The organism is Paractinoplanes deccanensis, from assembly GCF_016862115.1.
GTDB lineage: Bacteria > Actinomycetota > Actinomycetes > Mycobacteriales > Micromonosporaceae > Actinoplanes > Actinoplanes deccanensis.
Genome location: NZ_BOMI01000045.1, coordinates 19,313 through 42,862 on the forward strand (window position 1 = coordinate 19,313; position 23,550 = coordinate 42,862).

The 23,550-nt window shown below is 72.3% G+C and carries 20 protein-coding genes and 1 pseudogene; 15 read left to right on the forward strand and 6 right to left on the reverse strand.

All coding sequences use genetic code 11. The features are described from left to right. Positions 1–43 precede the first annotated feature (43 nt). Positions 44–1,435 carry a gamma-glutamyltransferase gene (locus tag Ade02nite_RS12980; protein ID WP_203761868.1) on the reverse strand — a complete coding sequence of 464 codons (1,392 nt, stop codon included), beginning with the start codon at positions 1,433–1,435 and terminating at the stop codon, positions 44–46. A 49-nt stretch (positions 1,436–1,484) separates the two neighbouring features. Here Ade02nite_RS12980 and Ade02nite_RS12985 point away from each other — a divergent pair, with 49 nt between their 5' ends. The 6 genes from Ade02nite_RS12985 to nuoH all read left to right on the forward strand — a co-directional run bounded on the left by Ade02nite_RS12985 (position 1,485) and on the right by nuoH (position 7,988). Further along, positions 1,485–2,813 (forward strand): MFS transporter, encoded by a 1,329-nt coding sequence (locus Ade02nite_RS12985; protein WP_203761869.1) that lies wholly within the window; start codon positions 1,485–1,487, stop codon positions 2,811–2,813. A gap of 72 nt (positions 2,814–2,885) precedes the next feature. Next, positions 2,886–4,364 carry a pyridoxal phosphate-dependent decarboxylase family protein gene (locus Ade02nite_RS12990; RefSeq protein ID WP_203761870.1) on the forward strand — a complete coding sequence of 493 codons (1,479 nt, stop codon included), beginning with the start codon at positions 2,886–2,888 and terminating at the stop codon, positions 4,362–4,364. A gap of 4 nt (positions 4,365–4,368) precedes the next feature. Further along, positions 4,369–4,968, forward strand: a complete 600-nt coding sequence (locus tag Ade02nite_RS12995; protein ID WP_203761871.1) for an NADH-quinone oxidoreductase subunit B — start codon at positions 4,369–4,371, stop codon at positions 4,966–4,968. 11 nt (positions 4,969–4,979) lie between these two features. After that, on the forward strand, positions 4,980–6,278 hold the full coding sequence (locus Ade02nite_RS13000) for a DUF2252 domain-containing protein (RefSeq protein WP_203761872.1): 1,299 nt from the start codon (positions 4,980–4,982) through the stop codon (positions 6,276–6,278). Positions 6,279–6,372: 94 nt separating this feature from the next. Continuing rightward, a complete protein-coding gene (locus Ade02nite_RS13005) occupies positions 6,373–7,029 on the forward strand; it encodes an NADH-quinone oxidoreductase subunit C (protein WP_203761873.1) in 657 nt (218 codons plus the stop codon). Continuing rightward, entirely contained in the window at positions 7,029–7,988 is a 960-nt protein-coding gene (gene nuoH, locus Ade02nite_RS13010) for an NADH-quinone oxidoreductase subunit NuoH (protein ID WP_203761874.1), read from the forward strand. The genes Ade02nite_RS13005 and nuoH overlap by 1 nt, the downstream gene beginning before the upstream one ends. Before the next feature lies 1 nt (position 7,989). On the opposite strand, the gene Ade02nite_RS13015 is transcribed toward nuoH, so the two are convergent. Further along, entirely contained in the window at positions 7,990–8,259 is a 270-nt protein-coding gene (locus tag Ade02nite_RS13015; RefSeq protein WP_203761875.1) for a hypothetical protein, read from the reverse strand. Positions 8,260–8,461: 202 nt separating this feature from the next. Here Ade02nite_RS13015 and Ade02nite_RS13020 point away from each other — a divergent pair, with 202 nt between their 5' ends. From Ade02nite_RS13020 to Ade02nite_RS13055, 8 genes and pseudogenes are all read left to right on the forward strand, one after another. Then, complete coding sequence (locus Ade02nite_RS13020) at positions 8,462–9,112, forward strand: NuoI/complex I 23 kDa subunit family protein (RefSeq protein ID WP_203761876.1); 651 nt, start codon at positions 8,462–8,464, stop codon at positions 9,110–9,112. Beyond that, positions 9,109–9,619: pseudogene (locus tag Ade02nite_RS13025) on the forward strand (NADH-quinone oxidoreductase subunit J family protein); the annotation flags it as partial. The gene Ade02nite_RS13020 and the pseudogene Ade02nite_RS13025, both read left to right, overlap by 4 nt. A 445-nt stretch (positions 9,620–10,064) precedes the next feature. Beyond that, a complete protein-coding gene (gene nuoK / locus Ade02nite_RS13030) occupies positions 10,065–10,433 on the forward strand; it encodes an NADH-quinone oxidoreductase subunit NuoK (RefSeq protein ID WP_203761877.1) in 369 nt (122 codons plus the stop codon). After that, positions 10,430–12,325 (forward strand): NADH-quinone oxidoreductase subunit 5 family protein, encoded by a 1,896-nt coding sequence (locus Ade02nite_RS13035; RefSeq protein ID WP_203761878.1) that lies wholly within the window; start codon positions 10,430–10,432, stop codon positions 12,323–12,325. The genes nuoK and Ade02nite_RS13035 overlap by 4 nt, the downstream gene beginning before the upstream one ends. Next, on the forward strand, positions 12,322–13,779 hold the full coding sequence (locus Ade02nite_RS13040) for a complex I subunit 4 family protein (protein WP_203761879.1): 1,458 nt from the start codon (positions 12,322–12,324) through the stop codon (positions 13,777–13,779). The genes Ade02nite_RS13035 and Ade02nite_RS13040 overlap by 4 nt, the downstream gene beginning before the upstream one ends. Positions 13,780–13,837: 58 nt before the next feature. Beyond that, complete coding sequence (locus tag Ade02nite_RS13045) at positions 13,838–15,301, forward strand: NADH-quinone oxidoreductase subunit N (RefSeq protein WP_203761880.1); 1,464 nt, start codon at positions 13,838–13,840, stop codon at positions 15,299–15,301. A 534-nt stretch (positions 15,302–15,835) separates the two neighbouring features. Beyond that, positions 15,836–16,723: a zinc metalloprotease HtpX gene (gene htpX / locus Ade02nite_RS13050; protein WP_203761948.1), complete on the forward strand. Its 888-nt coding sequence runs from the start codon at positions 15,836–15,838 to the stop codon at positions 16,721–16,723. Positions 16,724–16,874: 151 nt separating this feature from the next. Beyond that, the gene (locus tag Ade02nite_RS13055) at positions 16,875–18,143 is read left to right on the forward strand and encodes an MFS transporter (protein ID WP_203761881.1); all 1,269 of its coding nucleotides are present in this window, start codon (positions 16,875–16,877) and stop codon (positions 18,141–18,143) included. A gap of 92 nt (positions 18,144–18,235) precedes the next feature. Here Ade02nite_RS13055 and Ade02nite_RS13060 read toward each other — a convergent pair whose 3' ends face one another. The 3 genes from Ade02nite_RS13060 to Ade02nite_RS13070 are packed head-to-tail and all read right to left on the reverse strand — an operon-like array spanning position 18,236 to position 20,793. Next, the gene (locus tag Ade02nite_RS13060; protein WP_203761882.1) at positions 18,236–18,901 is read right to left on the reverse strand and encodes an MOSC domain-containing protein; all 666 of its coding nucleotides are present in this window, start codon (positions 18,899–18,901) and stop codon (positions 18,236–18,238) included. After that, positions 18,898–19,731: a GNAT family N-acetyltransferase gene (locus Ade02nite_RS13065; RefSeq protein WP_203761883.1), complete on the reverse strand. Its 834-nt coding sequence runs from the start codon at positions 19,729–19,731 to the stop codon at positions 18,898–18,900. Before Ade02nite_RS13065 ends, Ade02nite_RS13060 begins: the two co-directional genes overlap by 4 nt. 42 nt (positions 19,732–19,773) lie before the next feature. After that, positions 19,774–20,793 carry an LLM class flavin-dependent oxidoreductase gene (locus Ade02nite_RS13070; protein ID WP_203761884.1) on the reverse strand — a complete coding sequence of 340 codons (1,020 nt, stop codon included), beginning with the start codon at positions 20,791–20,793 and terminating at the stop codon, positions 19,774–19,776. A gap of 123 nt (positions 20,794–20,916) precedes the next feature. Here Ade02nite_RS13070 and Ade02nite_RS13075 point away from each other — a divergent pair, with 123 nt between their 5' ends. Then, positions 20,917–23,043 carry an acyltransferase family protein gene (locus tag Ade02nite_RS13075; RefSeq protein WP_203761885.1) on the forward strand — a complete coding sequence of 709 codons (2,127 nt, stop codon included), beginning with the start codon at positions 20,917–20,919 and terminating at the stop codon, positions 23,041–23,043. Here Ade02nite_RS13075 and Ade02nite_RS13080 read toward each other — a convergent pair. After that, positions 23,040–23,498: a DUF1707 SHOCT-like domain-containing protein gene (locus Ade02nite_RS13080; protein WP_239168725.1), complete on the reverse strand. Its 459-nt coding sequence runs from the start codon at positions 23,496–23,498 to the stop codon at positions 23,040–23,042. The genes Ade02nite_RS13075 and Ade02nite_RS13080 overlap by 4 nt on opposite strands. Between the last annotated feature and the right edge of the window lie 52 nt (positions 23,499–23,550).

Here is a 23,550-nt window from a genome sequence, read left to right on the forward strand (position 1 = left end):
TCCCGCGCGGCGCCTCTGCCGTATCTCGCGCGGGCGCGGTCCCTCAGAGGAGCAGGCCGACGCCGTCGCGGCGAGGGTCGCCGGCGGCGCCGGCCTGGCCCACCGCGGTCACGCCGCCGAAGTAGTGGTTGAAGCCGGGCCAGTGCCGGATGCGGAACCCGGCGGCGGCGAGCGCCGCCAGCTCGTCGCGGCGGCACCCCGGCTCCGCGTGCACGGTGTCGTCGACGACGTGGAACCGTGGCCGCCCGATGGCGCCGGCCATGTCGAGGCCGTCGACCAGCACCCCCAGCAGTGTGCTGATCAGCGCCGTCCGGATCCGCGAGGCGCCCGCCGACCCGGCCGCCACCGCCAGCTCCCCGTCCGGGTCGATCACCACGAGCGGGCACATGTTCGACGACATCCGCCGCCCCGGCGTCAGGTCGGCGGTGATCAGCTCGCCCTCGCCCAGCATCGAGTTGAGGTTGATGCCGAGCCCCGGCAGCCACACCCCCGACCCGAGCCCCAGCGTCGTGGTGACGACGCAGGCGTTCCCCTCGGCGTCCACCACCGAGACGTTCGTCGTGTCGCCGATCTTCTGCCGCCCCTGATCGCGCAGCGCGGTGGCCACCCCGACAGCGCGCCCCGGCTGGGCGAGATCCTCCGGCAGCCCCGCGATCGTGTCGACCGTCCGATTGAGATCGTGCCGCGCCCGCACCCGGTGACCGGCCAGCATCGCGTGATCGACCGGCGTCTCCAGCACCCGGTAGTCGGCCAGGTCCCGAGGCCCGAGGCTCCCACCGGCCGCCCGCACCGTGTCGACCATGAGCGCCGCGTACTCGCCGGTGTAGAAGATCTCCGGCCCGGCGCCCGCCAGCCTCTCCAGCGCCGCGCCGAGCCCGTCGTGGCGCAGCAGGTCGCCGGCCTGGAGCCGGCGCCCGCCGGGCATGTAGACCGCTGCCCCCTCACCCCAGGCCAGAGCCGGCGCGCAGGCGTCGAGCGTCTGCGCGTGCGCCGCGGGCACCCTCACCCCGCTGTGCGCGAGCTCGGCCGCCGGCGCCACCACGTCGGCCCACGGCAACCGCCCCCACCGCCGGTGCACCTCGCCGCAGCCCGCCGGCACGCCGGGCACCGCGACGCTCGCCCCGCCGATCGAGTAGACCTGCGGCATCCCGCCGAAGAACACGTCCACCGCGAGCATCGGACCGGCCTCGCGATCGCCGTCCGTGCCCGGCACCGACACGAAGAAGTCGAGGCACGTGACCTCCCCGCTGCCCGCGTCGAAGTAGGTGGCGAACCCGCCGCCGCCGAGTCCGGTGTAGATGGTCTCGGCCACGCAGCAGGCGAGCACGGCCGCGACCGCGGCGTCCGCCGCCGTGCCTCCCTCGCGCAGGATCCGCATCCCGGCCCCGGCGGTCGCCGGATGGCTCGCGGCGACTCCGGCAGGAATCCTTTTCATCCCGCGAAGCGTAGAGCTAAGCGCATGATCGTGGTTACCATCCGCGGTCATGACGACAGCGGGTCCCACCCCCGACGTACGGCCGGTGCCCGCCCTGTCTCGTCGGGTTTTGGCCGGATATTCGCTGGGATCGCTGGTGACCGGCGCGTTCGGCACCGTGCCTGGTTTGCTCCTCCTTCCCTATCTGACCGATACGTTAGGTGTGGCGGCTGGCGTCGCGGGCCTGCTCGTCCTGGTGCCGAAGGCGTGGGACGTCCTGGTCAACCCGGTCGCCGGCCGCATCTCCGACCGCAGCGGCGACCGCCGGCCCTTCCTACTGGTGGCGGGCCTGATCCTGGGCGTGCTCTTCGCCGCGATCTTCGCCGGCCCGGTGCGCAGCGGGGCCGGCGCCGGCGCGTACGTCGCCGTCGCCTTCCTCGCGGCCGCCACCGCCTACGCCTTCTTTCAGGTGCCCTACGTCGCGATGCCGGCCGAGCTGACCGACGGCTACGGCGAGCGAACCCGGCTGATGACGTGGCGGGTCGCGGTGCTCGCCCTGGCCATCCTGATCTCGGGCGCGCTCGCCCCGCTGGTGGTGGAACAGACCGGTGGGGGACTGACCGGCCATCGGTGGTCCGGCATCTTCGTCGGCCTCCTCATCGTCGTGGGCACGTTCGGCGTCTATTTCGGTACGCGCGGAGCCGCCACCCGCACCGCTGCGGCGGCCGAGCCCGACCTGCGCACGCAGTTGCGGGTCGCGGCGGCGAACCGCCCCTTCCGCGCGCTGCTCCTCTGCTGGGTGGTGCAGGCCGTCGGGATCGGCACGATGCTCGCCGGCGTGCAGTACTTCGCCGACCACGTCGTCGTCCGCGACTCCGGCGCCACCTTTCTCTTCGCCGCCTTCGTCGGGCCGGCGCTGCTCGTCATGCCACTGTGGACGCGCATCGGCCGCCGTCACGGCAAGCTGCGCTCGCTGATCGCCGGGTCGCTGCTCTTCGCGGTGGGCGCGCTCGCGCTGCTCGCCGCGCCGGCCCTGCCGCCGGCGCCCATCTACCTGATCGTCGCGGTGATCGGCGTCGGTTACGCGGGTCAGCAGGTCTTCGCGATGGCCATGCTTCCCGACTGCATCGCCCACGACACCGAGCGCACGGGCAAGAGGCAGGCCGGCGTCTTCACGGGCCTCTGGACGGCTGGTGAGACGCTCGGTCTGGCGCTGGGCCCGGGCTTGTACGCATTGGTCCTCCAAGTCTTCGGATATGTCTCGTCGTCGACGGGCGAGGCCGCCGCCCAGGACGACACGGCCAGGCTGGGCGTGTTGCTCGGGTTCACCGTGGTGCCGGCCGTGCTGGTCGCCGTTGCGGTCCCCCTATTACGCGCTTACCGGGACATCGGGCGGTAGATACTTCGGTAGGGGTCCGGGGCATACCTTCGTCGCTTATCCCGCCGTCGACCGTGGACTACCGTCAGCGGCATGTTCGAGGCCCTGCCCGCCAAGGGCGTCCCCGGTGACCAGATCCTCGCCGAGCTCCAGCAGCTGCGGTCGGCCGATCTGCCGACTCATGGCGGCCGCCTGTTCGCCTATGTCTACGATCCGGCGCTCGACGGCCTCGACGAGCTGGCCCGCGCGGCCCACGCGATCTCCGCGCATGTCAACGGCCTCGACCCCACGGCCTTTCCGTCGCTGCTGGCGATGGAAAACGCCCTGGTCGGCGCCGCGGCCGGCCTGCTCGGCGGCGACGAGCGCACGGTCGGCAGCGTCACCAGCGGCGGCACCGAGTCGCTGATCCTGGCGGTCAAGGCGGCACGCGACTCCCGGCCCGACGTGACGGCCCCGCGCCTGGTGGTCCCGTCCACCGCGCACGCCGCGTTCGCCAAGGCGGCGCACTACCTGCGCGTCGCCCTCGACGTCGTCCCGGTCGGCGCCGACCTGCGAGCCGGCCCCGCCGCGCTCGCCGAGGCGATCGGCCCCGACACCGTGCTGGTCGCCGCCTCGGCGCCCTCCTACGCCCATGGTGTGGTCGACCCGATTCCGGCGATCGCGGCCGTCTGCGCCGAGCGGGGCGTGCGCTTCCACGTGGACGCCTGCTTCGGCGGCTGGGTGCTGCCCTACCTGCGCCGCCTCGGAGCCGGCCTGCCCGCCTTCGACTTCTCGGTCCCCGGCGTCACCAGCATCTCGGTCGACCTGCACAAATACGCCTACGCGCCAAAGGGCGTCTCGATCCTGCTGCACCGCGACGAGGCCCTGCGCCTCCCGCAATACTTCGCGTACGCGGGCTGGCCCGGCTACACGATGATCAACCCGATCATCTCGTCCACCCGCTCCGGCGGCCCCATCGCCGCCGCACTCGCCACCCTCCGCCACATCGGCGACGCCGGCTACCTCGAGCTCGCCGCCGAGACCCGCGAGGCCGTCACCCTCCTGGCCGACGCCGTCACGGCCACCCCCGGCCTGCGCCTGGCCGCCCCACCCGAGACCACAGTCGTCTGCCTGACCTCCGACGCCGCGCCGGCCACAGCCGCCCCAACCGCCGTCGACCTCTTTGTTCTGGCCGATGAGCTGGCCGCCCGGGGCTGGCACACCCAGCCCCAGATGGCGTATGCCGGCATGCCTCCCACCATCCACCTGACCGTTACGGCCTCGGTCCGGGCCACGGCTCCCGGCTTCGCCGCCGACCTGGCCGACGCGGTTGCCGCCGCCCGGGCCGCCGGTCCCGTGGCCCTGCCCGCGCCCTTGCTCGAGGCCGCCGCCACCCTGACGCCCGAGCAGATCACCCCCGGCCTGATCGCCGGCCTGGCCGAGACGCTGGGCCTCGGCGGTGGCGACTTCAGCCGGATGGCCGCCGTCAACACCCTGCTCAACGCGGCGCCGCCGGCGCTGCGCGAGGCGCTGCTGACCTGCTTCCTCAGCCTGCTCCAACGTCCCGCCCCGGCGGGGCAGGAGGTAGGTTGAGGCTGTGGCCGGTCTGCCAGGTGTTCTCGGAGAGCCCATCAAGTTCGTGTTGAACTGGGGGCGGCGTTATTCGCTCTGGGTTTTCAACTTCGGGCTGGCCTGCTGCGCGATCGAGTTCATCGCGTCGAGCATGAGCCGCCACGACTTCATGCGGATGGGCGTCATCCCGTTCGCGCACGGGCCGCGGCAGGCCGATCTGATGGTGGTCTCGGGGACCGTCACCGACAAGATGGCGCCGGCGATCAAGCGGCTTTACGACCAGATGCCCGAGCCGAAGTACGTCATCTCGTTCGGGTCGTGCGCCAACTGCGGTGGGCCCTACTGGGACTCCTACTCGGTGACCAAGGGGGTCGATCAGCTGATCCCGGTCGACGTCTACGTGCCGGGGTGCCCGCCGCGGCCCGAGGCGCTGCTGCACGGCATTCTGCGGCTCCAGGAGAAGATCGCCGCCGAGCAGGCCGGGCCGGGTGGCGTCGCGCGCCCCGATCCGCTGGCCGCTCCGCGGGACGTCGCGTCGCTCAGCGCGCCAGCAGTGACCGCGCCGCGGGACGTCGCGTCACTCAGCGCTCCGATCGTGACCCCGCCGGGTGCAAGTGGGGACTAGTCTCCGCAGGTATGACCGATCACCGCGCGGACTTCATCATCGAAGTTCTGACCAGGGAATTCGGCGCTTTGATAGCGGTCGATCCGGCCGCGTTCCGGCGCAAGTTCCGCAAGATGGCCGCCTCGCCTTTCGCGTTCTACCGCGGTAGCGCCTCGCTCTTCTACGCGGACCTCTCGAGCGGCTACGCCGACGACCGGTTCCTCGACGAGCGCACCAGCCGCGTCTGGATCCACGGCGACCTGCACGCCGAGAACTTCGGCACCTACATGAACTCGTCCGGCCAGCTCGTCTTCAACGTCAACGACTTCGACGAGGCGTACGTCGGGCCGTTCTCCTGGGATCTGAAGCGCTTCGCCGCGAGCGTGGCGCTCATCGGCTACCAGAAGGCGCTCTCCGACGACAACATCACCGACCTGGTGACGACGTTCGCGCGCTCCTACCTCACCGAGCTGCGGGCCATCGCGAACGGCGGCGACGACGCGATCGGCTCGATCACCCTGGACAACGCGGACGGCGTGCTGCGCCGGGTGCTCCAGGAGGCGCGCCTCAACACCCGGGTCGACCTGCTCAACACGCAGACTGTGATCGACGACTACGAGCGCCGGTTCGCGCTGCTCGACGGCGTCTTCGAGACCGACGAGGCCACCGACGCCATGGTCAAGGAGGCCTTCGAGCAATACCTGACCACGCTGCCGCGGGCGACCCGGCCGGTGTCCACGCACATCAAGGACATCAAGCTGCGCAAGGGCGTCGGCATCGGCTCGGCCGGCCTGCCCAGCTACAACCTGCTGCTCGAGGGCCACACCCAGGCGCTCGAGAACGACGTCGTCATCTACATGAAGCAGGCCCAGGTGCCCGCCGTCGCGCGCTGGATCGACGACGAGCGCGTCCGCTCGTACTTCCAGCACCAGGGGCATCGCACCGCCGAGTCGCAGCACGCCCTCCAGGCGCACGCCGACCCGTGGGTCGGCTGGACCACGCTGGACGGTGTCGGCCAGCTCGTCGCCGAGGTCTCGCCGTACGCGGCCGACCTCGACTGGGCCGACGTCAACGAGCCCGAGGAGCTCACCGGCGTCCTCGCCGACCTGGGCCGGGCCGTCGCCCGCATGCACTCGGTCGCCGACGACGAGTCCAGCCACGATCTGGTCGACTTCTCCACCGAGGAGGCGATCGTCGCCGCCGTCGACAAGGACGAGGCCGGATTCGTGCGCCACCTGGTCGAGTTCGCCCACCGCTACGGCGACCAGGCCCGCGAGGACCACCAGGACTTCGTCGACGTCTTCCGCAACGGACGTCTCCCCGGCCTGTAGCAGCGGCCGCCAGAGGCTCGGGCGCCAGAGGCAACGGCCGCCGGAAGCAGCGGGCTCCTCCCCGGGCCGTGGAAGCACCCATAGGATGGGCGCCATGACGCCTGAAGAGGTCGGCGAGCGGCTCGTGGCGCTGCTGACGGACGACTCCCCGGACGCGCCTCCGGGCGAGATCGTCGCCGGCCTCTCCGGTGGCGGCCCCGGCCACGAGCGCGCCGTCGTCGACGTGCCCGTCGCCCGCTGGTGGGAGGCGGTCGGCACGGCCAAGCACAACGGCGCCCTCGGCTGCGACTTCTTCGACTGGCTCTCCGCCGTCGACGAGGGTGACGACGGGTTCCGCGTCGTCGCCCACCTCTATTCGACCCGCCGCCGGCACGCCCTGCTGCTGCGCACCCTGGTCCCGCGCGACGAGCCGGTCATCGAGTCGGTCGTGGAGCTCTTCGCCGGCGCCGCCTGGCACGAGCGGGAGACGTACGAGATGTTCGGCATCTCCTTCGCCCGCCACCCGGGCCTGCGCCCGCTGCTGTTGCCCCCGGGCTTCGAGGGGCATCCGCTGCGCAAGGAGTTCGTGCTGGCCAGCCGGGTCGCCAAGGCATGGCCGGGCGCCAAGGAGCCGGGCGAGTCCGAGGCCGGCACGGCGAAGCGCGCCCCGATGCGCCCGCCGGGCGTGCCCGATCCGAATCAGTGGGGCCCGAAGGCCGCGCCGGCGGTCCGCGGCGGCGGAGCGCTCCCCGACGAGGGCACGGGCGACTGATGCCGATCTGGCTCGACCTCGCCATCCGGGTGCTGGCCGTCGTGGCCGGCTTCCTCGTGCTGCCGCTCGTCGTGGGCCAGACCGAACACAAGGTCATGGCACACATGCAGGGTCGCCTCGGCCCGATGTACGCGGGCGGCTACCACGGCTGGGCGCAACTGGTCGCCGACGGCGTGAAGTTCGTCCAGAAGGAGGACATCACGCCGCGCGACGCGGACCGCCGGGTCTTCCGGCTGGCGCCGATCGTGGCCCTCTTCCCGTACCTGCTGGTCCTGCTCGTGATCCCGCTCGGGCCGGGCGGTCTCGTCGCCCAGGCCCTCGACGTGGGCCTGTTCTTCGTGCTGGCCGTGCTCGGCGTCGGCGTGCTCGCCGTCCTCATGTCCGCGTGGGCCTCGGCCAACAAATACAGCCTGCTGGGCGGCCTGCGGGGCGCGGCCCAGCTGCTCGGCTACGAGCTTCCGCTGGTGCTCGCCGCGGCCAGCGTCGCCATGGCCGCCGGCACGCTCAGCCTGCCCGGCATCGTCGAGGCGTGGCGGCCGTGGTGGCTGCTCTGGCAGGCCCCCGCCGCCCTCGTCTTCTTCGTCGCCGGCCTCGCCGAGATCCGCCGCCCGCCGTTCGACATGCCGATCGCCGACTCCGAGCTGGTCTTCGGCTACATGACCGAATACACCGGCCTGCGCTTCGCGTTCTTCCTGCTGGCCGAGTACGTCGGCATCGTCGTCATCGCCGCCCTGACCACGGTCCTGTTCCTCGGCGGCTGGCACGGCCCCTTCGCAGATCAGCTCGGCTGGCTCTGGACCCTGGTCAAGATCTTCGCCGTCTCGTTCGTCATCATCTGGCTGCGCGTCAGCTATCCCCGCCTGCGCGAGGACCAGCTGCAACGTCTCTGCTGGCTGGTCCTCGTGCCGGTGGCCCTGGCCCAGTTGGTCCTGACCGCCGCGGTCAAGGTCCTCACGTAGCTCAGAGATAGCGCGGAGCGAGCCGCTTCACCGGAATCCGGATCGGCCAGGGCTCCTCCACACCCTGCGTCGCCTGATAGGTAGCCGGACAAGATTCTTCCAAGGCGACCATGAGGCGCATGGCCACGATCTGATGGACGTCGGTGGGGCAGGGGCGGACGAGAAGCACTCCATCGAGCAACTCACGACGCACGCCATCGTCCGGCCTCAGGTCCAGATCATCTGTAGTCCAGCTATCTTCGGGCGGCAGCCCGCTCATCGCGTCGATCATGCGGCGCTCCAGGAAGTCGGTCGTGTCACTCGAACGAGGCCGGCGTGGCGGTGTTCCACAGCGTCGTCCTCAGGAAAGGTCTCGAGATCGCGCGAAGTCCAGGTCATGCCGGCCTCTCCGGGAGCGTCGCGGAGGACCGTACCGGAAGATCTGATGGGGGTGTGCTCGCGTCACTCGGCCGGACGGGGCAGGATGTCTCTTTGTGAGTGACGACGGGGAGCGCGGCACGCCCGGCAAGGGCCTGGTCCAAGGGCTCGCGGTCACCCTCAAGACGATGACCAGGCGGTCCACCACCCAGCAGTATCCCGATGTCGAGCCCGATCTGCCGCCGCGGAGCCGGGGCGTGATCGCGCTGCTCGAGGAGAACTGCACCGTCTGCATGCTCTGCGCCCGCGAGTGTCCGGACTGGTGCATCTACATCGACTCGCACAAGGAGGAGGTCGTCGTCCCGGGGGCCGCCCGCGCGCGGCAGCGCAACGTGCTCGACCGGTTCGACATCGACTTCTCGCTCTGCATGTACTGCGGCATCTGCATCGAGGTCTGCCCCTTCGACGCGCTGCACTGGACGCCCGAGTTCGAATACTCCGAGGTCGACGTCCTCGACCTGCTGCACGACAAGGACCGGCTGGGCGAGTGGATGCGCACGGTGCCTCCGCCGCCCGCGCACGACGTGCTCGGCGAGCCGTCGAAGGAGGAGGCCACGGCGGAACGCAAGGCCGCGGGCCCGGGTGCGGCCACTGCCGCCAAGACCGCAAGGCCGTCTGTACGCCGGAGCGCGTCCCCAACCGCACAACGCCCCGCCCCCGCGTCCCGGGCCGAGCCGGCACCGGAGAACCCGGAGCCGGACAAGTGACCGTCGCGGACGCGCTGATGCTGGCTCTCGGCGTGATCGCGGTCGGCTCCGGCGCCCTCGTCGTCACCAGCGCCCACCTGGTCCGTGCCGGCTTCTACCTGGTGGTGAGCCTCGGCGCGGTCGCCGGCCTCTACCTGGTGCTCGGCGCCGAGCTGGTCGCGTGGGTGCAGGTGCTCGTCTACGTCGGCGCCGTCGTCGTGCTGCTGCTGTTCGCCGTGATGCTCACCCGCGCCCCGATCGGCCCGTCGCCCGACCTCGACCGTCCCGCCGGTCCCGCCGCGCTGATCGGCGCCGGTGTCGGCCTGGGCCTGTCCGTGCTGCTCCTGGACGCGTTCCGCTGGACCCGGTACGACCTGCCGCCGCCGGGCACCGGCCGCCGGGTCGGCGAGCAGATCTTCGGCGCCTGGGTGCTCCCGTTCGAGGTGCTCTCGATCCTGTTGCTGGCCGCCCTGGTCGGCGCGATCGTCCTCTCCCGCCCGGACATCGGCGCCCGCCCCGGACCGGAGGGCGCCGACGTCGTCGCGCCGCCGAGCCCGACCGGCGAGTCCGCCGAGGTGGTGGCCCGCCTGGAGCGCATCGCCGCCCGGCAGGCCGCCGCACAGGCCCGGGTGCGGGCGCAGCACGCCGCCGAGGCCGCCGCCGCGAACCAGGCCGCGGCCGAGGAGAGCGGCGGCGAGCCGGCCGAGCCCACCCGCGACGACGTGCTCCGGGAGCAGGCGCGCAACGTCGTCTTCCGCGCCCGCGAGGCCGGCCCGGCCCTCGGCGGCGAGGATCCGCCCGCGCCGGAGACCGGCCCGCGCCGCGTCGAGAACACGGTGGGCGAGCCGATCCCCGACGACGAACAGCCGGCGCTGCCCCCGGCGCCACCGAAGGCCCTCCCGCCGAAAGACACCGCGCCGCCGAAGGCCCTGCCGCCGAGAACGCCGGGCAAGGACGAGGGGGACGACGCCTGATGCACGCCGTCATCCCGTACGTCATCGCGGCCCTGCTCTTCGCCCTGGGCGTCTACGGCGTGCTGCGCAGGCGCAACGCGATCCTGGTCCTGATGGCCGTGGAGCTCATGCTCAACGCGGTCAACCTGATCCTCGTGGCGGCGGATGCCTCGATCAAGTCGACGCTGTCCGGCGTGCAACCGGAGGCCTGGGCCTATCCCGCGCCCGAGCCGAAGGCCGGTGCGATCTTCGCGCTCTTCGTCATCGTGATCGCGGCCGCCGAGGTGGGCGTGGGCCTCGCCATCGTGCTCCAGTACTACCGCCTGCGCCGCGCCGTGGTGCTCGACGAGGTTCCGCTGCACGAGCACGAAGAGCAGGAGGCCCGGTGATCGTCGCGCTGATCCCCGGCGTACCGCTGCTGCTGGGTCTGATCGGTCTGTTGCTGCCGCCGGGTGACGGCGAGCGACGCCGGCCGGCCGCCACGCTCGGTATAGTCGGCGCCGCCGCCGCACTGCTCGTGACGCTCGGCCTGTTGCTCTTCGCGCACAAGCCCGTCGAGGCGAGCACACACTGGGTGACCCTCGGGTCCGTCGAGCTGACGTTCGGCTTCTCGGCGGGCATGGCCGCGCTGTACGTGGCGCTCGCCGTCGCGGTCGTCGCGCTCTGCGTGCAGATCTACTCGGTCGCCTACCTGCACGACGATCCGCGCTATGCCCCGTACGCCGCTCAGGTCAGCCTCTTCACCGGCGCGATGCTGCTGGTCGTCACGTCGAGCGACCTGATCGGCACGCTGATCGGCTGGGAGGTGATGGGCGCCTGCTCCTACCTGCTGATCGGCCACGACCGCCGCCTGCCCGAGGCGCCCGCCGCCGCGGTGAAGGCGTTCCTGGTCACCCGCGTCGGCGACGTCGGTTTCCTGCTCGGCGTCGCCCTGCTGATCGTGGACGCGGGCACCTCGCGGATCGCCGCCCTGCTCGCGCACGACTACTCGACCGGCACGCTCACCGCCGCCCTGTTGCTGATCCTCGCCGGGGTCGCCGGCAAGAGCGCGCAGTTCCCGCTGCATACATGGCTGCCCGACGCGATGGCCGGCCCCACCCCGATCTCCGCGCTGATCCACGCCGCCACGATGGTCGCCGCCGGCGTCTACCTGGTCTTCCGGCTCTATCCGCTCTTCGACCGCTCGCCCGCCGCGCTCGCGGTGCTCGGCGTGATGGCCGCGGTCACCATCCTGCTCGGCGCGCTCAGCGCCACCGCGCAGGACGACCTGAAAAGGGTCCTCGCCTGGTCGACGGTGAGCCAGATCGGCTACATGACCGGCGCCCTCGCCGTCGGCTCGCCCGCCGCCGCGCTGTTCCACCTGCTCACCCACGCCGCGTTCAAGGCGCTGCTGTTCCTCGCCGCGGGCGCGGTGATCCACGCGGTCGGCACCAACTACCTGTCCCGCATGGGCGGGCTGCGCGAGCACATGCCGGTGACCTTCTGGTCGTTCGCCGTGGGCCTGGGCGCGCTCGCCGGCGTGCCCCCTCTCGCCGGTTTCTGGTCGAAGGAGAACGTGCTGACGGCCGCCGCGCACGCCACCGAGGGCGGCGAGACCGCGCCGGTGTGGGTGGCCTGGGTGGTCTGGCTCGCCGCGCTCCTCGCCGTGCTGATCACCGCCTGGTACGCGACGCGGCTGCTGCTCTGCGCGTTCTTCGGCATCTCGCGTGCGCACGGCCCGGACGGGCCCGACTGGGAGATCGGCTTCGACGACGCCCGTTACACCGCGCCGGCCACGCCGCACGACCCGCCAGGGGCGATGCGCTGGCCGATCCTGCTGCTCGCGGTCCCCGCTGCGCTGCTCGGCCTCGCCGCGTACGCGCCGGGCTTCCGTACCGCCCTCGAACTCGACGATCCCCACCTGGACGTCGCGATCGTCCTGCCGCTCGTGCTGCTCGCGGCCGGGGCGGGCGCCGCGTGGTGGCTCTGGCGTGCGGTCCCCGGCGTCGATCCCGCCGAGGCGCTCGGCCCGGCCCGGCACGTGTTCGCCAACGGTTTCCACCTCGACACCCTTCAGGACAGGGCAGTGGTACGTCCGGTACGCGCGCTCGCCAAGGTCGTCACCGCCACCGACGAAAGGGTGGTCGACGCCGCGGTCGAGGGCACGGGCACCGGCACCACCGGGGCCGGCGAGGTGCTCGCGATGGCTCACCGGGTGCCGCTGCCGACCGCCGCCGTTGCCGTGCTCGCCGGCGCCCTGCTGCTCGGCGCCGTGGCCGTCTGGTTCGGCGGTGTCGCATGACGATCTACCAGGTCGCGCTGGTCGCCGTCGTCCTGCTGCCGGCCGTCGGCGCCGGCGTCGTCGCCGTCTTCCCCGCTCGGCTCGACCGGGCCGCGCGGATCACCGGCACCGCCTTCGCCGCCGTCACGCTGCTGCCGATCATCCTGCTGCCGTTCGCGCGGCAGGCCGGCTGGACGGCGTACACGGCGAGCCCCGGCGCGCTGCGCCCGTGGACCGAGGTGGACGTCTCCTGGGTTCCGGCGCTGCACCTCGACTTCCACCTCGGCGTCGACGGCGTCTCGTACCCGCTGGTCGCGCTCACCGGCCTGCTCACGGTGCTCTGCGCCGCGTACAGCCTCAAGGGCCCGGGCCGCGCGCTGATCGCCCTGCTGCTGGTCCTCGAGGCCGGCATAGCCGGCACCTTCCTGTCGTTCGACCTGATCCTGTTCTTCCTCTTCTTCGAGGTCGTCCTGCTCCCGATGTACGCCGTGATCGCCGGCTGGGGAGGCGACGACCGCCGCCGCGCGGCTCGCAAGTTCGTGCTCTACACCCTCTTCGGCTCGGTGTTCCTGCTGCTCGGCGTCGTCACCGTCGCGGTCAGCGCGGGCACCGCCGACCTGCGCGAGCTCACCGGCGGCGCCGGGCTCGACCGCACCACCCAGTACGCGGCGTTCACCCTGCTCGCCATCGCGTTCGCGGTGAAGGCGCCGCTCTGGCCGCTGCACACGTGGCTGCCCGACGCGCACACCCAGGCGCCCACGGTCGGCTCGGTGATCCTCGCCGGCGTGCTGCTCAAGATGGGCACGTACGGCCTGATCCGGGTGGCCGTCGGCGTGACCCCGCAGGGCGCCGAGAAGGCCGCTCCCGTGCTCGGCATCCTGGCCGCGGCCGCGATCGTCGCCGGCTCGCTGATCTGCCTGCGGCAGACCGAGCTCAAACGGCTGATCGCCTACTCCAGCGTCGGCCACATGGGCTTCGTGCTGCTCGGCATCGCCACGCTCACCACGACCGGCCTCCAGGCCGCGCTGATCGGCAACGTCGCGCACGGTCTCATCACCGGCCTGCTGTTCTTCCTCGCCGGAGCGATCAAGGACCGGGCGCACACCGGCGAGCTGGCCGACCTCGGCGGCCTGCGCGAGACAGCGCCGCGGCTGGCCGGCGTCCTCGGCTTCGCCGCGATCGCGTCGCTCGGGCTGCCCGGCCTCGCCGGCTTCTGGGGCGAGGCGTTCGCCGTGGTCGCGGCGATCCAGCGAGGCGGTGGCCTGTGGACGACCCTCGCCGTGCTCGCGGCGATCGGCGGCGCGCTCACTGCGGCGTACTTCCTCAGGCTCCTCCGCCGCGTGACCCACGGACCCGCCGCCGCGCCGGTCTCCCCGGTCATCGCCGGGCGGGAATGGCTGGCCTGGGCACCGCTCGCCGCGCTCATCCTGGCGGTCGGCCTGGCGCCCGCGCTCGTGACGGGAGCCCTGCCATGACGGCGTTCTCCGGGCGGCGTCCCCTCATGACTGGAGCCCTGATGACTGGAGCCCTGCCATGACGGCCCAGTCGGTCGATCACGTCTCGCTGCTGCCTCTCTACGCGGCGGCCGGCACCGCGGTGCTGGTCCTGCTCGCCGACCTCTTCTTCGGCCGCCGCGTCGTCCTCGGCGCGCTGACCGCCGGCGGCATCGCCACCGCCGTCTGCGCGATCGTCGTCGGCGGCTCCCGGGCGGGCACCTTCTGCGCCCCCGGCGGCGGCGCCTGCTCGTGGGTGCCGAGCCCGCTCGCCGCGGTGGCCGCCGTCGTCTTCGCCGGCCTGACCGTCGGCGTGCTCGGCCTGTCCATCCCGTCGCTGCGTCTCGGCACGGCGCCGACGGGCGAGTTCTGCTTCCTGCTCGCCAGCTCGATGACCGGCGGCGTCGTCGTCGGCTACGCCGGCGACCTGATCACGCTGATCGTCGGGGTGGAAACCCTCACCCTGCCGCTCTACCTGCTCGTCGGCCTGCGCCGCTTCGCCCCCGGCGAAAAGGTCAGCACCGCGCCGGCCTCCGCGTCCATCACGTTCTTCCTGATCAGCGTGGTCTCGACGGCGATCGCCCTGCTCGGCGCCGCCCTCAACTACGCCGCGACCGGCGCCCTGCACCTCGACCGCCTGCTGAACGCGACCGGCCCGTTCGCCCCGGTCGCCGACGCCGGCGTGGCACTGCTGGTCATCGGCCTGGCCTTCAAGGTCGCCGCGGTCCCGCTGCACGCCTGGGCCCCCGCCACGTACGAGGGCGCCCCGCTGCCGGTCGCGGCCTACCTGTCCACGGCCTCCAAGCTCGGCGGCGTCCTGGCCCTGGCCGCGATCGTCGCCCGCCTCGACGCGGCCGCGCTCACCGCCGTCCTGGCCGTCCTGACCATGACGGTGGGCAACCTCGTCGCGCTCCGCCAGACCCGCATGGTCCGCCTGCTGGCCTGGTCCTCGATCGCCCAGGCCGGCTACATCCTGGCCGCCCTCGCCCTGGGCGCCCCCGGCGTGGCCCCCGCGGCGGCGTACGCGGTCTTCTTCGTCGTCCTGGAACTCATCGCCTTCGCCGTAGTGGTGGCCCTCCGCCCACCCGGCGCCGACGGCGGCCCCCTGCTCGCCTACCGAGGAGCCGGCCGCCGCTCCCCGTGGCTGGGCGCCTCCCTGGTCCTGGCCTTCGCCGGCCTGGCCGGCCTCCCACCCGGCCTGGCGGGCCTGTTCGCCAAGGTCACGGTGGTGGACGCCCTGATCGACAACAACCACGGCTGGCTGGCCGGAGTGGTCGCCCTCAACGCGGTGATCGGGTTGGCCTATTACGTGCGGGCGTCGGCGCTGCTCTACGCGACGCCGGAAAGGGTGGGCATCGCGGTCGCCGACCCGGCCCTGCTGGAGGCGGCCACCCATCCCCGGCTGCCTGTGTCCCGCGCAGTGGGCGCCGTCGTGGTCGCGGCTTCGCTGGTGGCGGTGGCGCTCGGGTTTGCGCCGCAGGTGCTCTTCGACGCGCTGGGCTGAGATCGCGCCCTGGTCTGGGGTTGCGCTGGTCTGGGGTTGCGCTGGTCTGGGGTCGCGCCGGTCTGTGCCGCGATGATCTGGTGCCGCGCTGATCCGCGTCGCGCCGGTCGGGCATTGCCCCGACGAGGCTGCCCGCCCGGGGGCTGACCCCGGCGCAGCCAAGACCCCGCCCTCCCAAGGGGGCCCCGACCTTCGAGGCAATCCTCCAGGAAATCTGGAGGATCGTGTGGAGGGCTGTGGATAACGCCTACACCTGTGGAAAACGCCTGCCGTCGCCGCATGTGCTGGCCGGCGGGGTGTCCATGGACGTGTGCTCGCGGGAGCGGCGAGCGTCAGGAGGCAACGCGCCGAGTCTCGGGATATGACGTGCGAAATCCGGCGAGGCGGTGAGCGCTCCGTACGAGACCCTGGCGGTAGCTGAAGTCCGGCGATAAGAGAGCCGCCCCCACCCCGCGTTCAGCGAACTCACAGTCCGTGACGGATGAATTTCCGGGTGTGCGGCGTTCCATGGGAGGCGTGACCTACCCGGTCCGCATGCCGAAGGAGTTCCTGTTGCACAGCCATCACAACGGTCTCAAGACGGCCGCTCTGCTCGGTCTGCTCACGGCCATGATCCTGGCGGTGGGTTACTGGCTCGGCGGCAGCGGCGGCCTCGTGTTCGCGGTGTTCCTCTCGCTGGCCCTGAACGCCGGCTCCTACTTCTTCTCCGACAAGCTGGCCCTGCGGGCGATGCGGGCGCAGCCGGTCAGCGAGGCCGAGTTCCCGGCGCTCTACCAGATCGTGCGGGAGCTGGCGACCACCGCGGGCCAGCCGATGCCGCGGCTCTACGTCTCGCCGACGTTGCAGCCGAACGCGTTCGCGACCGGCCGCAACCCTCAGCACGCCGCCGTCGCGGTGACCACGGGCATCACCCAGCTGCTCGACCGGCGTGAGCTGCGGGCCGTCATCGGCCACGAGCTCTCGCACGTCTACAACCGCGACATTCTCATCTCGAGCGTGGCCGCCGCGCTGGCCGGCATCGTCACGAGCCTCGCGCAGCTGGCGATCTTCCTGCCGCTGGGTGGCGGCTCGGACGACGACGACAGCCCCAACCCGGCCGGGCTGCTGCTGATGCTGATCCTCGGCCCGCTGGCCGCGACGATCATTCAGCTCGCCATCAGCCGCAACCGGGAGTACCAGGCGGACGCCGACGGTGCCGCGCTGACCCGCGACCCGCTGGCCCTCGCCAGTGCGCTCGAGAAGATCCAGTACGGGGCGCACCGCCTGCCCCTGCCGGCGGACAACCGGCTCACCAGCGCCGCCCACCTGATGATCGCCAACCCGCTGCGGGGTGGCGGCATCGCGTCCCTCTTCTCCACTCACCCGCCGATGGAGCAGCGCGTCGCCCGCCTGCGTCAGCAGGCCGGGGCCGTCTACCGCTGATCCGCTCGTTCCACTGGGCCGCTCGCCGAGGAAGGCGGGCGGCCCAGTGCTGTGTTTCCCGACACCAGCCCTCATATTTCGGATGTGTGACGCGGCGCGGAGCGTTAGGGTCGTCGGCTGGTTCGGTCGTTACAACAGCAAGGAGGCGGGCGTGACCGCGTTGCGTCAGTACCTGGGCGTTTGGCACCTGCCGGGCGGGCGGGTCCTGCTGAGCGTGGGGATCCTTGCCCGGCTAGGCATCGGCATGACCCCGTTGGCGCTGCTGCTTCTCGTGCAGCAGGAGACCGGCCGGTACGCTGCCGCGGGCCTGGCCGGCGGCGTCTACGCCCTCGCCGGCGCCGCCCTCAGCCCGATCGCCGGGCGCCTCGCCGACCGCATCGGCCCGTCGCCGATCCTCGTCGTCACCGCGATCCTGCACCCGCTGGCCCTGGTGGCCCTGGTGCTCGCCGGCCGCGGCGGCGAGACGGCCCTGCCGTGGATCTTCGTGGCCTCGGCGGTGGCCGGCGCCACCTATCCGCCGCTGACCGCCGCGATCCGTCGTGCGTGGACGGACATGACCGACGTGGGCGGCGGCAACCACCATCTCCGCGGCGCCGCGATGGCCGCCGAGACGTCCCTGTTCGAGCTGGTCTTCGTCCTCGGCCCGATACTCGTCGCCGCCCTGGTCGTGCTCACCGGCAATCCCGCCACGGCCCTGCTCGGCGCGGCCGGCGCGACCCTCTTCGGCACCCTGGCGATCGCCCGGCTGCCCGTCATGCGGCACCGGGTCCGTCACGAGACTCTCGACTCGGCGCGCGGCCTCGGCCCGCTCAAGGTGCAGGGCTTCCCGGCGCTCATGCTCTGCGTCGTGGCCCTCGGCATGGCCTTCGGGGCCGCCGGCGTCATCGTTCCCGCCTACGCCACGCACCACGGTGGCGGCGACGGCCTGGGTGGCGTGCTGCTCGGCATCTGGGGTGTGGGCAGCGCCATCGGCGGCATCTGGTTCGGCACCCGCCGTCCCGCGATGCCCCTGCCCCGCCAGTTCGCCTGGCTGCTGGCCGCCGTCTCGATGAGCTTCCTGGTGCTGGCCTTCATGCCGAGCCCGCTCTGGCTGGGCGCGGCCCTGGTCCTCGGCGGCGCCACGATCGCTCCGGCCCTCACGGTGGAGAGCAACCTGGTCGGCCGGCTCGCTCCGCCGTCGATGCTGAACGAGGCGTACACCTGGATCGTCACCGTCTCGGTCACCGGTAGCGCCGCCGGTGGTGCGGTGGCCGGCGCGATCGTCGACCGCCCGGGCGGCCTGCCGTGGGCCTTCGTCTTCGCCTCCGCCGTCCTGCTGGTGGCCGCCATGGTCGCGGCCGTCCCGCACGGCTCGATCGCCAAGGGCGACCGCAAGGCCGCCGACCGCCTGCGCCAGGCCCTGGCCACAGAAGCGGCCTGAGAGCACGGCAACGACATCGAGTACGGCGGCAACGACAAGGACTACCTGTACGGCGACGCCGGCCGCAACACGGTCGTTCAGTAGTCAGCAGCTCACAGGCGCGTGACGCGGTCCTCCACCTCGGCCCGCAGGTGCTCCGAGATGCCCTCGGCCTCCAGGAGGCGGGGGAGCGACGCCGGGTCGAACATGTAGATGGCGAACGCCTCGGTGACGGTGATGCCTCGCGACGGGCGGTGGATCACCGTGACCGGGTCGCCGGTGCGGACCTGGCCGGGGGTCACCACGCGCAGGTAGGTGCCGGTGCGGTTGGCCCGGGCGAAGCGCTTCAGCCACTTCGGCTCGCCCATCTTGGCCTGGAAGGTGGCGCACGGGATGCGCCCGAAGGTCGGCGACAGCTCCAGGGTGTCGCCGATGCGCCAGACCTCGCCGATCAGGGTGGCCGTCAGGTCGAGGCCCGTGGTGGTGAGGTTCTCGCCGAACATGCCGTCGGGCAGGGTGCGGCCCAGCTCGGCCTCCCACCACTTGTAGTCCTCGCGGGAGTACGCGTACACGGCCTGGTCGTCGCCGCCGTGGTGCTCGATGTCGCCGATCTCGTCGCCGACGATGCCGCTGTGCAGGCCGGTGCGGCGCGGGCCGGGCGCGCGCACGTCCACCGGATGGTCGACCGGCTCCTTGTAGATGCCGGTGCGGCCCACCTTCTTCGCCGGGTTGGGGCGCATCGCGCCGACGTTCACCGAAACGACCATGCCGTCTGTCATGCCGCGAACTCCAGGATCACTCGATCTTCAACGGGACGGTAGCCGAGCCGGCGGTAGAGCCGGTTGCTCGTCGGGTTGGCCAGGTCGGTGTTGAGCACCACATCGCGCACGCCGGTGGCGAGGGCCGACCGGGTGGCCGCGACGGTGGCGCCGGCCGCGTAGCCGTGGCCGCGCTGGTCCGGCGGCGTGTAGACGATCTGCACGCGGGCCATGCCGGCGTCCGGGCGCGAGTGGATCGCCATCGCGACGGGCCGGCCACCGTCCTCCCAGATCAGCAGGCCGCCGTACGCGATCCGGTCGTCGACGGCCGCGCCGAGGTCACCGTGGTGCGCCTCGCCGATCTCGTCGTGGAACGCGGCGTGCCACTCCATGAGCAGCGACCGGTCGGCGTCGGTGGCGAGACGCGCCCGGCCCGGCGGCGCGGGGTCGGCCAGCTCCCCGAGCCGGTAGAGCCGGGTCCGGCGGGTCGCGGTGGCGGACTGGCCGGTGCGCCGCTGCCACGCGGCGGCGAAGGCGTCTTCCGCTTCGGCCAGGAGATTCACCGCGGGGGTCAGGGGTACGGCGGCCGCGGCGGCCGGCACGGCGTCGGCGGGCAGCGGGCTGACCATCATCGGGTGCGGCGGTGTGCGCAGGAGCACACCGTCGACGGTGCCTTCGGCCGTACGCCAGAAGCCGAGAACCGGATCCTGCGGCCCGTACGTGTGCGGGCCCCGCCGGCGCAAGGCGTCGATCACCGTGAGGAAAACGGTGTGCTGGACCGGCCGGGAGGCCAGGAACTGCCCCGCGGCCGCGTCGAACTCGTCGATGTCATCGGTCAGCCGCCAGCTCATGCAGCGATCCTTGCGACGCCGGCCGGGCCGCGCATCTGTTTTTTACAGGCCCCACGCCTTGGCGATGCGGACGAGGGAGTCCTGGCGCGTGGCCGGGTCGTAGACCGTGCCGGCCAGCATCAGCTCCTGCGCGCCGGTGCGCTCGACCAGCTCCGCCAGCCCGGCGACGACCTCCTCGGCGGTGCCCGCGTATTGCGTGCCGGGCAGCGAGTCGAGCAGGCTGCGGTCGAGGTCGGTGAGCTCGACGGCCGCGGCGGTCTCGGGCGAGACGATCGGGCCGAGGCGGCCGGTGCGCAGGCTCAGCGCCATGATGCGGCTGGGGCCGGCGAGGTACTGCGCCTCCTCGGTCGTCTCGGCGGCGATCACCGAGGCGCTGACCATCGCGTACGGCTCGGGGTAGCGCGGTGACGGCTTGAAGCCGGCGCGGTAGAGGTGCAGCGCGTTGTCCACTTCGGAGCTCATCGCGAAGTGATACGCGTAACAGAAAGGCAGGCCGAGCGCGGCGGCGACCTGTGCCCCGTACGTGGAGGAGCCCAGCATCCACACCTCGGGGTAGCTCTCGGCGACCGGGGTGGCCCGCAGGTGTGACGCGGCCTCGGTCTCGATGCGCTCGTCGCCGAGCAGTGCCAGCACGGTCTGGAGGTGCTCGGGGAACTGCTCGACGGTCAGATAGGGCGAGACGCCGCGCAGCGCCGCCGCGGTGGCCTGGTCGGTGCCGGGCGCGCGGCCGATGCCGAGGTCGATGCGCCCGGGGTAGAGCGCCTCGAGGGTGGCGAACTGCTCGGCGACCACGAACGGCATGTGGTTGGGCAGCATCACGCCACCCGATCCGACGCGGATCGTTGTGGTCTGTGCGGCCACCGCGCCGATCAATACGGGCGGCGAGGTGGAGGCGACGGCCGGCATGTTGTGGTGCTCGGCGACCCAGAACCGGGCGTAGCCCAACTGGTCGGCGGTCTGCGCGATCTCGACCGTGCCGCGCAGGGCATCCGCACTGGAATGCCCCTCACGCACCGTAGCCAGGTCGAGGACGGAAAGTGGGACACGGTCCGCGGTGGTCACGATTCGACCCTAGCGCGTGCCCTACCCCGTCGACCTGTGGGCAGGGCCTGGGTATCTTGTGCTCTGGCCGTGAAATCCCAGCTCCGCACCCTGATGGACGACCAGCGACTGGAGTAGCCACACATGGTGTCCACCACCGTCGAAGCCCGGGAGGCCCCGGCCGGCGCACCCGCGAGCCGGGCCGAGGGAGCCCACATCGGCTTCCGCCCGGACATCGAGGGTCTGCGGGCCGTCGCCGTGACCCTGGTCGTGCTGAGCCACGCGGGGCTGAGCACCTTCGCCGGCGGATATGTCGGCGTGGACGTCTTCTTCGTCATCTCCGGCTTCCTCATCACCACGCTGCTGCTCAAGGAGCTGACCAGGACCGGCCGGATCTCGCTGCCCGGCTTCTACGCGCGCCGGGCGATCCGCCTGCTGCCGGTCTCGACCGTCGTCGTGGTCGCGACGATCGTCGCCGCCGGGCTCTTCGTGCCGGCGACCCGGTTCCGGTCGATCACCGAGGACGGGCTGTTCAGCACCTTCTACGGGATCAACTGGCGGTTGGCGTACGAGGGGACGGACTACCTCAACGCGACCGCCGAGCCCTCGCCGCTGCAACACTTGTGGTCGCTCGCGGTCGAGGAGCAGTTCTACCTGATCTGGCCGCTTCTGCTGCTCGCCGTCTGGGCCGGCCGGCGGGCCCGGCGGCGCGCGGCGATCGCGCTCACCGCCCTGGTGGTGGTGTCGCTCGCGCTCAGCGTCCAGCAGACCCGGCACGCCGAGCCGTGGGCCTACTTCGGCTCGCACACGCGCGCCTGGGAGCTGGGCATCGGTGCGCTCGTCGCGATCGCGGCCGGCCGGCTTCGCCGTACCCCCAAGGCTCTTGCCGCCGTGCTCACCTGGGGTGGCCTGGTGGCGGTGCTCGTCGCCGCGCTGCGCTACAACGAGGCGACGGCCTTTCCCGGGCACGCGGCCCTGCTCCCGGTGCTCGGCACCGCCGCGGTGATCGCCGGCGGCTCGTCCGCGGAGGGCTGGGGCGCCGGCCGGCTCATCGGCACTGCGCCCTTCCGGTTCATCGGCAAGCTCTCGTACGGCTGGTACCTGTGGCACTGGCCGATCCTGATGATCTGGCCGCTGGCGTTCATGCGCGACCCCGGCGTGAAGTCGAACCTCGTGTTCGCCGCGGGTGCGCTCGGGCTCGCCTTCGTCACGTACCACCTGGTGGAAAACCCCGTCCGGACGAGGCCGTGGCTGCGGTCGCGCGCCCGCCGCGGTCTGGCCCTGGGCCTCGTCCTCTCGGTCTCGACCGCCGCGATCGCCCTGGTCGCCGGGCGGTTCACCCCGCCGATCCCGACCGGGCCGGCCACCCTCGACACCGCCGCCGAGGTCGGTGCCGCGGCCGACCCGGCGGCCCGGCTCGCCCAGCTGGTCAGCGGCTCCGTGCGCGGATCACGGCTGCCCGAGAACGTCACGCCGAAGCTCACCGACGCGAAGCGGATCGACCCGAAGATCTACGACGACCTCTGCCACCTCGGCTACCCGCAGAGCGAGCAGAACCGGCCCTGCGTCTACGGCGATCCGAACGGCGCCAAGACCATGTACCTGATCGGCGACTCGCACGCGGCCGCCTGGTTCCCGGCCGTCGACGAGGCCGCCCGCGCACAGGGGTGGAAGCTCGTCACGCTGACCAAGGCCGCCTGCCACCTGCCGGAGGTGCTCGCCTTCAACCCGATCCTCAAGAGGCCGTACACGGAATGTGTCGCCTGGCGTGACCAGGTGCTCGACCGGGTCGCGGCGGCGCGGCCGGATCTGGTGGTCATGGCGACCACCGACCTGGACAGCGGCATCTACGACGAGAACAACCAGCTGGTCCCCAGCGTCGGCCCGCAGGACAACCCGGTCTGGGTGAGCGCCTGGCAGCAGACGTGGGACAGGCTGAGGGGCATCCCGAAGGTCCTGATCCAGGACACGCCCTACCCGCTCGACGAGGCGCCGGAGTGCGCCGCGACGAACCCGCGCCAACTCTACAAATGTGACCGTACGGTGAATCGCGCGATCCGCGAGCCGCAGCGGCGCGCGTCGGTCGCCGAGCGGGCCGCGCGCAACGGCATCCGGGTGATCGATCCGACGCCGTGGTTCTGCACGGACCGGACCTGCCCGATCGTCGTCGGCAACACCCTCGTCTACAAGGACGACAACCACATCACAGTCGCGTACGCCGAGGTGCTCGGGCCGGTGCTCGAACGAGCGCTGTTTCCCGCGCGAAGCTAGCGACGCTGCTGCTGGTGGCGGATGGCCTGGACGCCGACCGTCACCGCGCCGAGCGCCGCGCCGGGCACGAGCAGCCACACCGGCCACGGATAGACGTCGCCGTCCACAGTGGCGGCGACCAGGCCGAAGACCACGAGGTTGACGACGGCCAGGGCGGCCCAGATGGTCCAGAGCACCATCATCGCGGTGGGCAGCCGGCGCAGCTCGCGGCGCCGCTCGGCGTCCCGGCGGGCGCGCACCTCGCTCGCGCTCAGCCCCGGCCGCGGCAGGTCGGTGAGGAGCACGAGCAGTTCCTGGTACGTCTTCGACGCGTACGCCGTGCGCACCCGGTCGTCGTACTCGTCGAGGCTGAGCCGGCCCTCGTCGAGCGCCGCCTTGAGCTGCTCGGCCACCTTGTGCCGGTCCGCGTCGGCGGCACGCATCGTCTCGATGTCGGTCCGGACCTCTTTCGTCATCGGACCCTCCTTTACGCACCCCCGCCGACGGCGTCAGGCTATCGGAGCGGCA

Bases quoted from the DNA above. Each gene is read 5' to 3' on its own strand.
- Ade02nite_RS13075 (WP_203761885.1), top strand. From the start codon at position 20,917: ATGGTGTCCACCACCGTCGAAGCCCGGGAGGCCCCGGCCGGCGCACCC.
- htpX (WP_203761948.1), top strand. From the start codon at position 15,836: ATGCCGAAGGAGTTCCTGTTGCACAGCCATCACAACGGTCTCAAGACG.
- Ade02nite_RS12985 (WP_203761869.1), top strand. From the start codon at position 1,485: ATGACGACAGCGGGTCCCACCCCCGACGTACGGCCGGTGCCCGCCCTG.
- Ade02nite_RS13000 (WP_203761872.1), top strand. From the start codon at position 4,980: ATGACCGATCACCGCGCGGACTTCATCATCGAAGTTCTGACCAGGGAA.
- nuoH (WP_203761874.1), top strand. From the start codon at position 7,029: ATGCCGATCTGGCTCGACCTCGCCATCCGGGTGCTGGCCGTCGTGGCC.
- Ade02nite_RS12980 (WP_203761868.1), bottom strand. From the start codon at position 1,435: ATGAAAAGGATTCCTGCCGGAGTCGCCGCGAGCCATCCGGCGACCGCC.
- Ade02nite_RS13045 (WP_203761880.1), top strand. From the start codon at position 13,838: ATGACGGCCCAGTCGGTCGATCACGTCTCGCTGCTGCCTCTCTACGCG.
- Ade02nite_RS12990 (WP_203761870.1), top strand. From the start codon at position 2,886: ATGTTCGAGGCCCTGCCCGCCAAGGGCGTCCCCGGTGACCAGATCCTC.
- Ade02nite_RS13065 (WP_203761883.1), bottom strand. From the start codon at position 19,731: ATGAGCTGGCGGCTGACCGATGACATCGACGAGTTCGACGCGGCCGCG.
- Ade02nite_RS13060 (WP_203761882.1), bottom strand. From the start codon at position 18,901: ATGACAGACGGCATGGTCGTTTCGGTGAACGTCGGCGCGATGCGCCCC.
- Ade02nite_RS13080 (WP_239168725.1), bottom strand. From the start codon at position 23,498: ATGACGAAAGAGGTCCGGACCGACATCGAGACGATGCGTGCCGCCGAC.
- Ade02nite_RS13015 (WP_203761875.1), bottom strand. From the start codon at position 8,259: ATGATCGACGCGATGAGCGGGCTGCCGCCCGAAGATAGCTGGACTACA.
- Ade02nite_RS13005 (WP_203761873.1), top strand. From the start codon at position 6,373: ATGACGCCTGAAGAGGTCGGCGAGCGGCTCGTGGCGCTGCTGACGGAC.
- nuoK (WP_203761877.1), top strand. From the start codon at position 10,065: ATGCACGCCGTCATCCCGTACGTCATCGCGGCCCTGCTCTTCGCCCTG.
- Ade02nite_RS13040 (WP_203761879.1), top strand. From the start codon at position 12,322: ATGACGATCTACCAGGTCGCGCTGGTCGCCGTCGTCCTGCTGCCGGCC.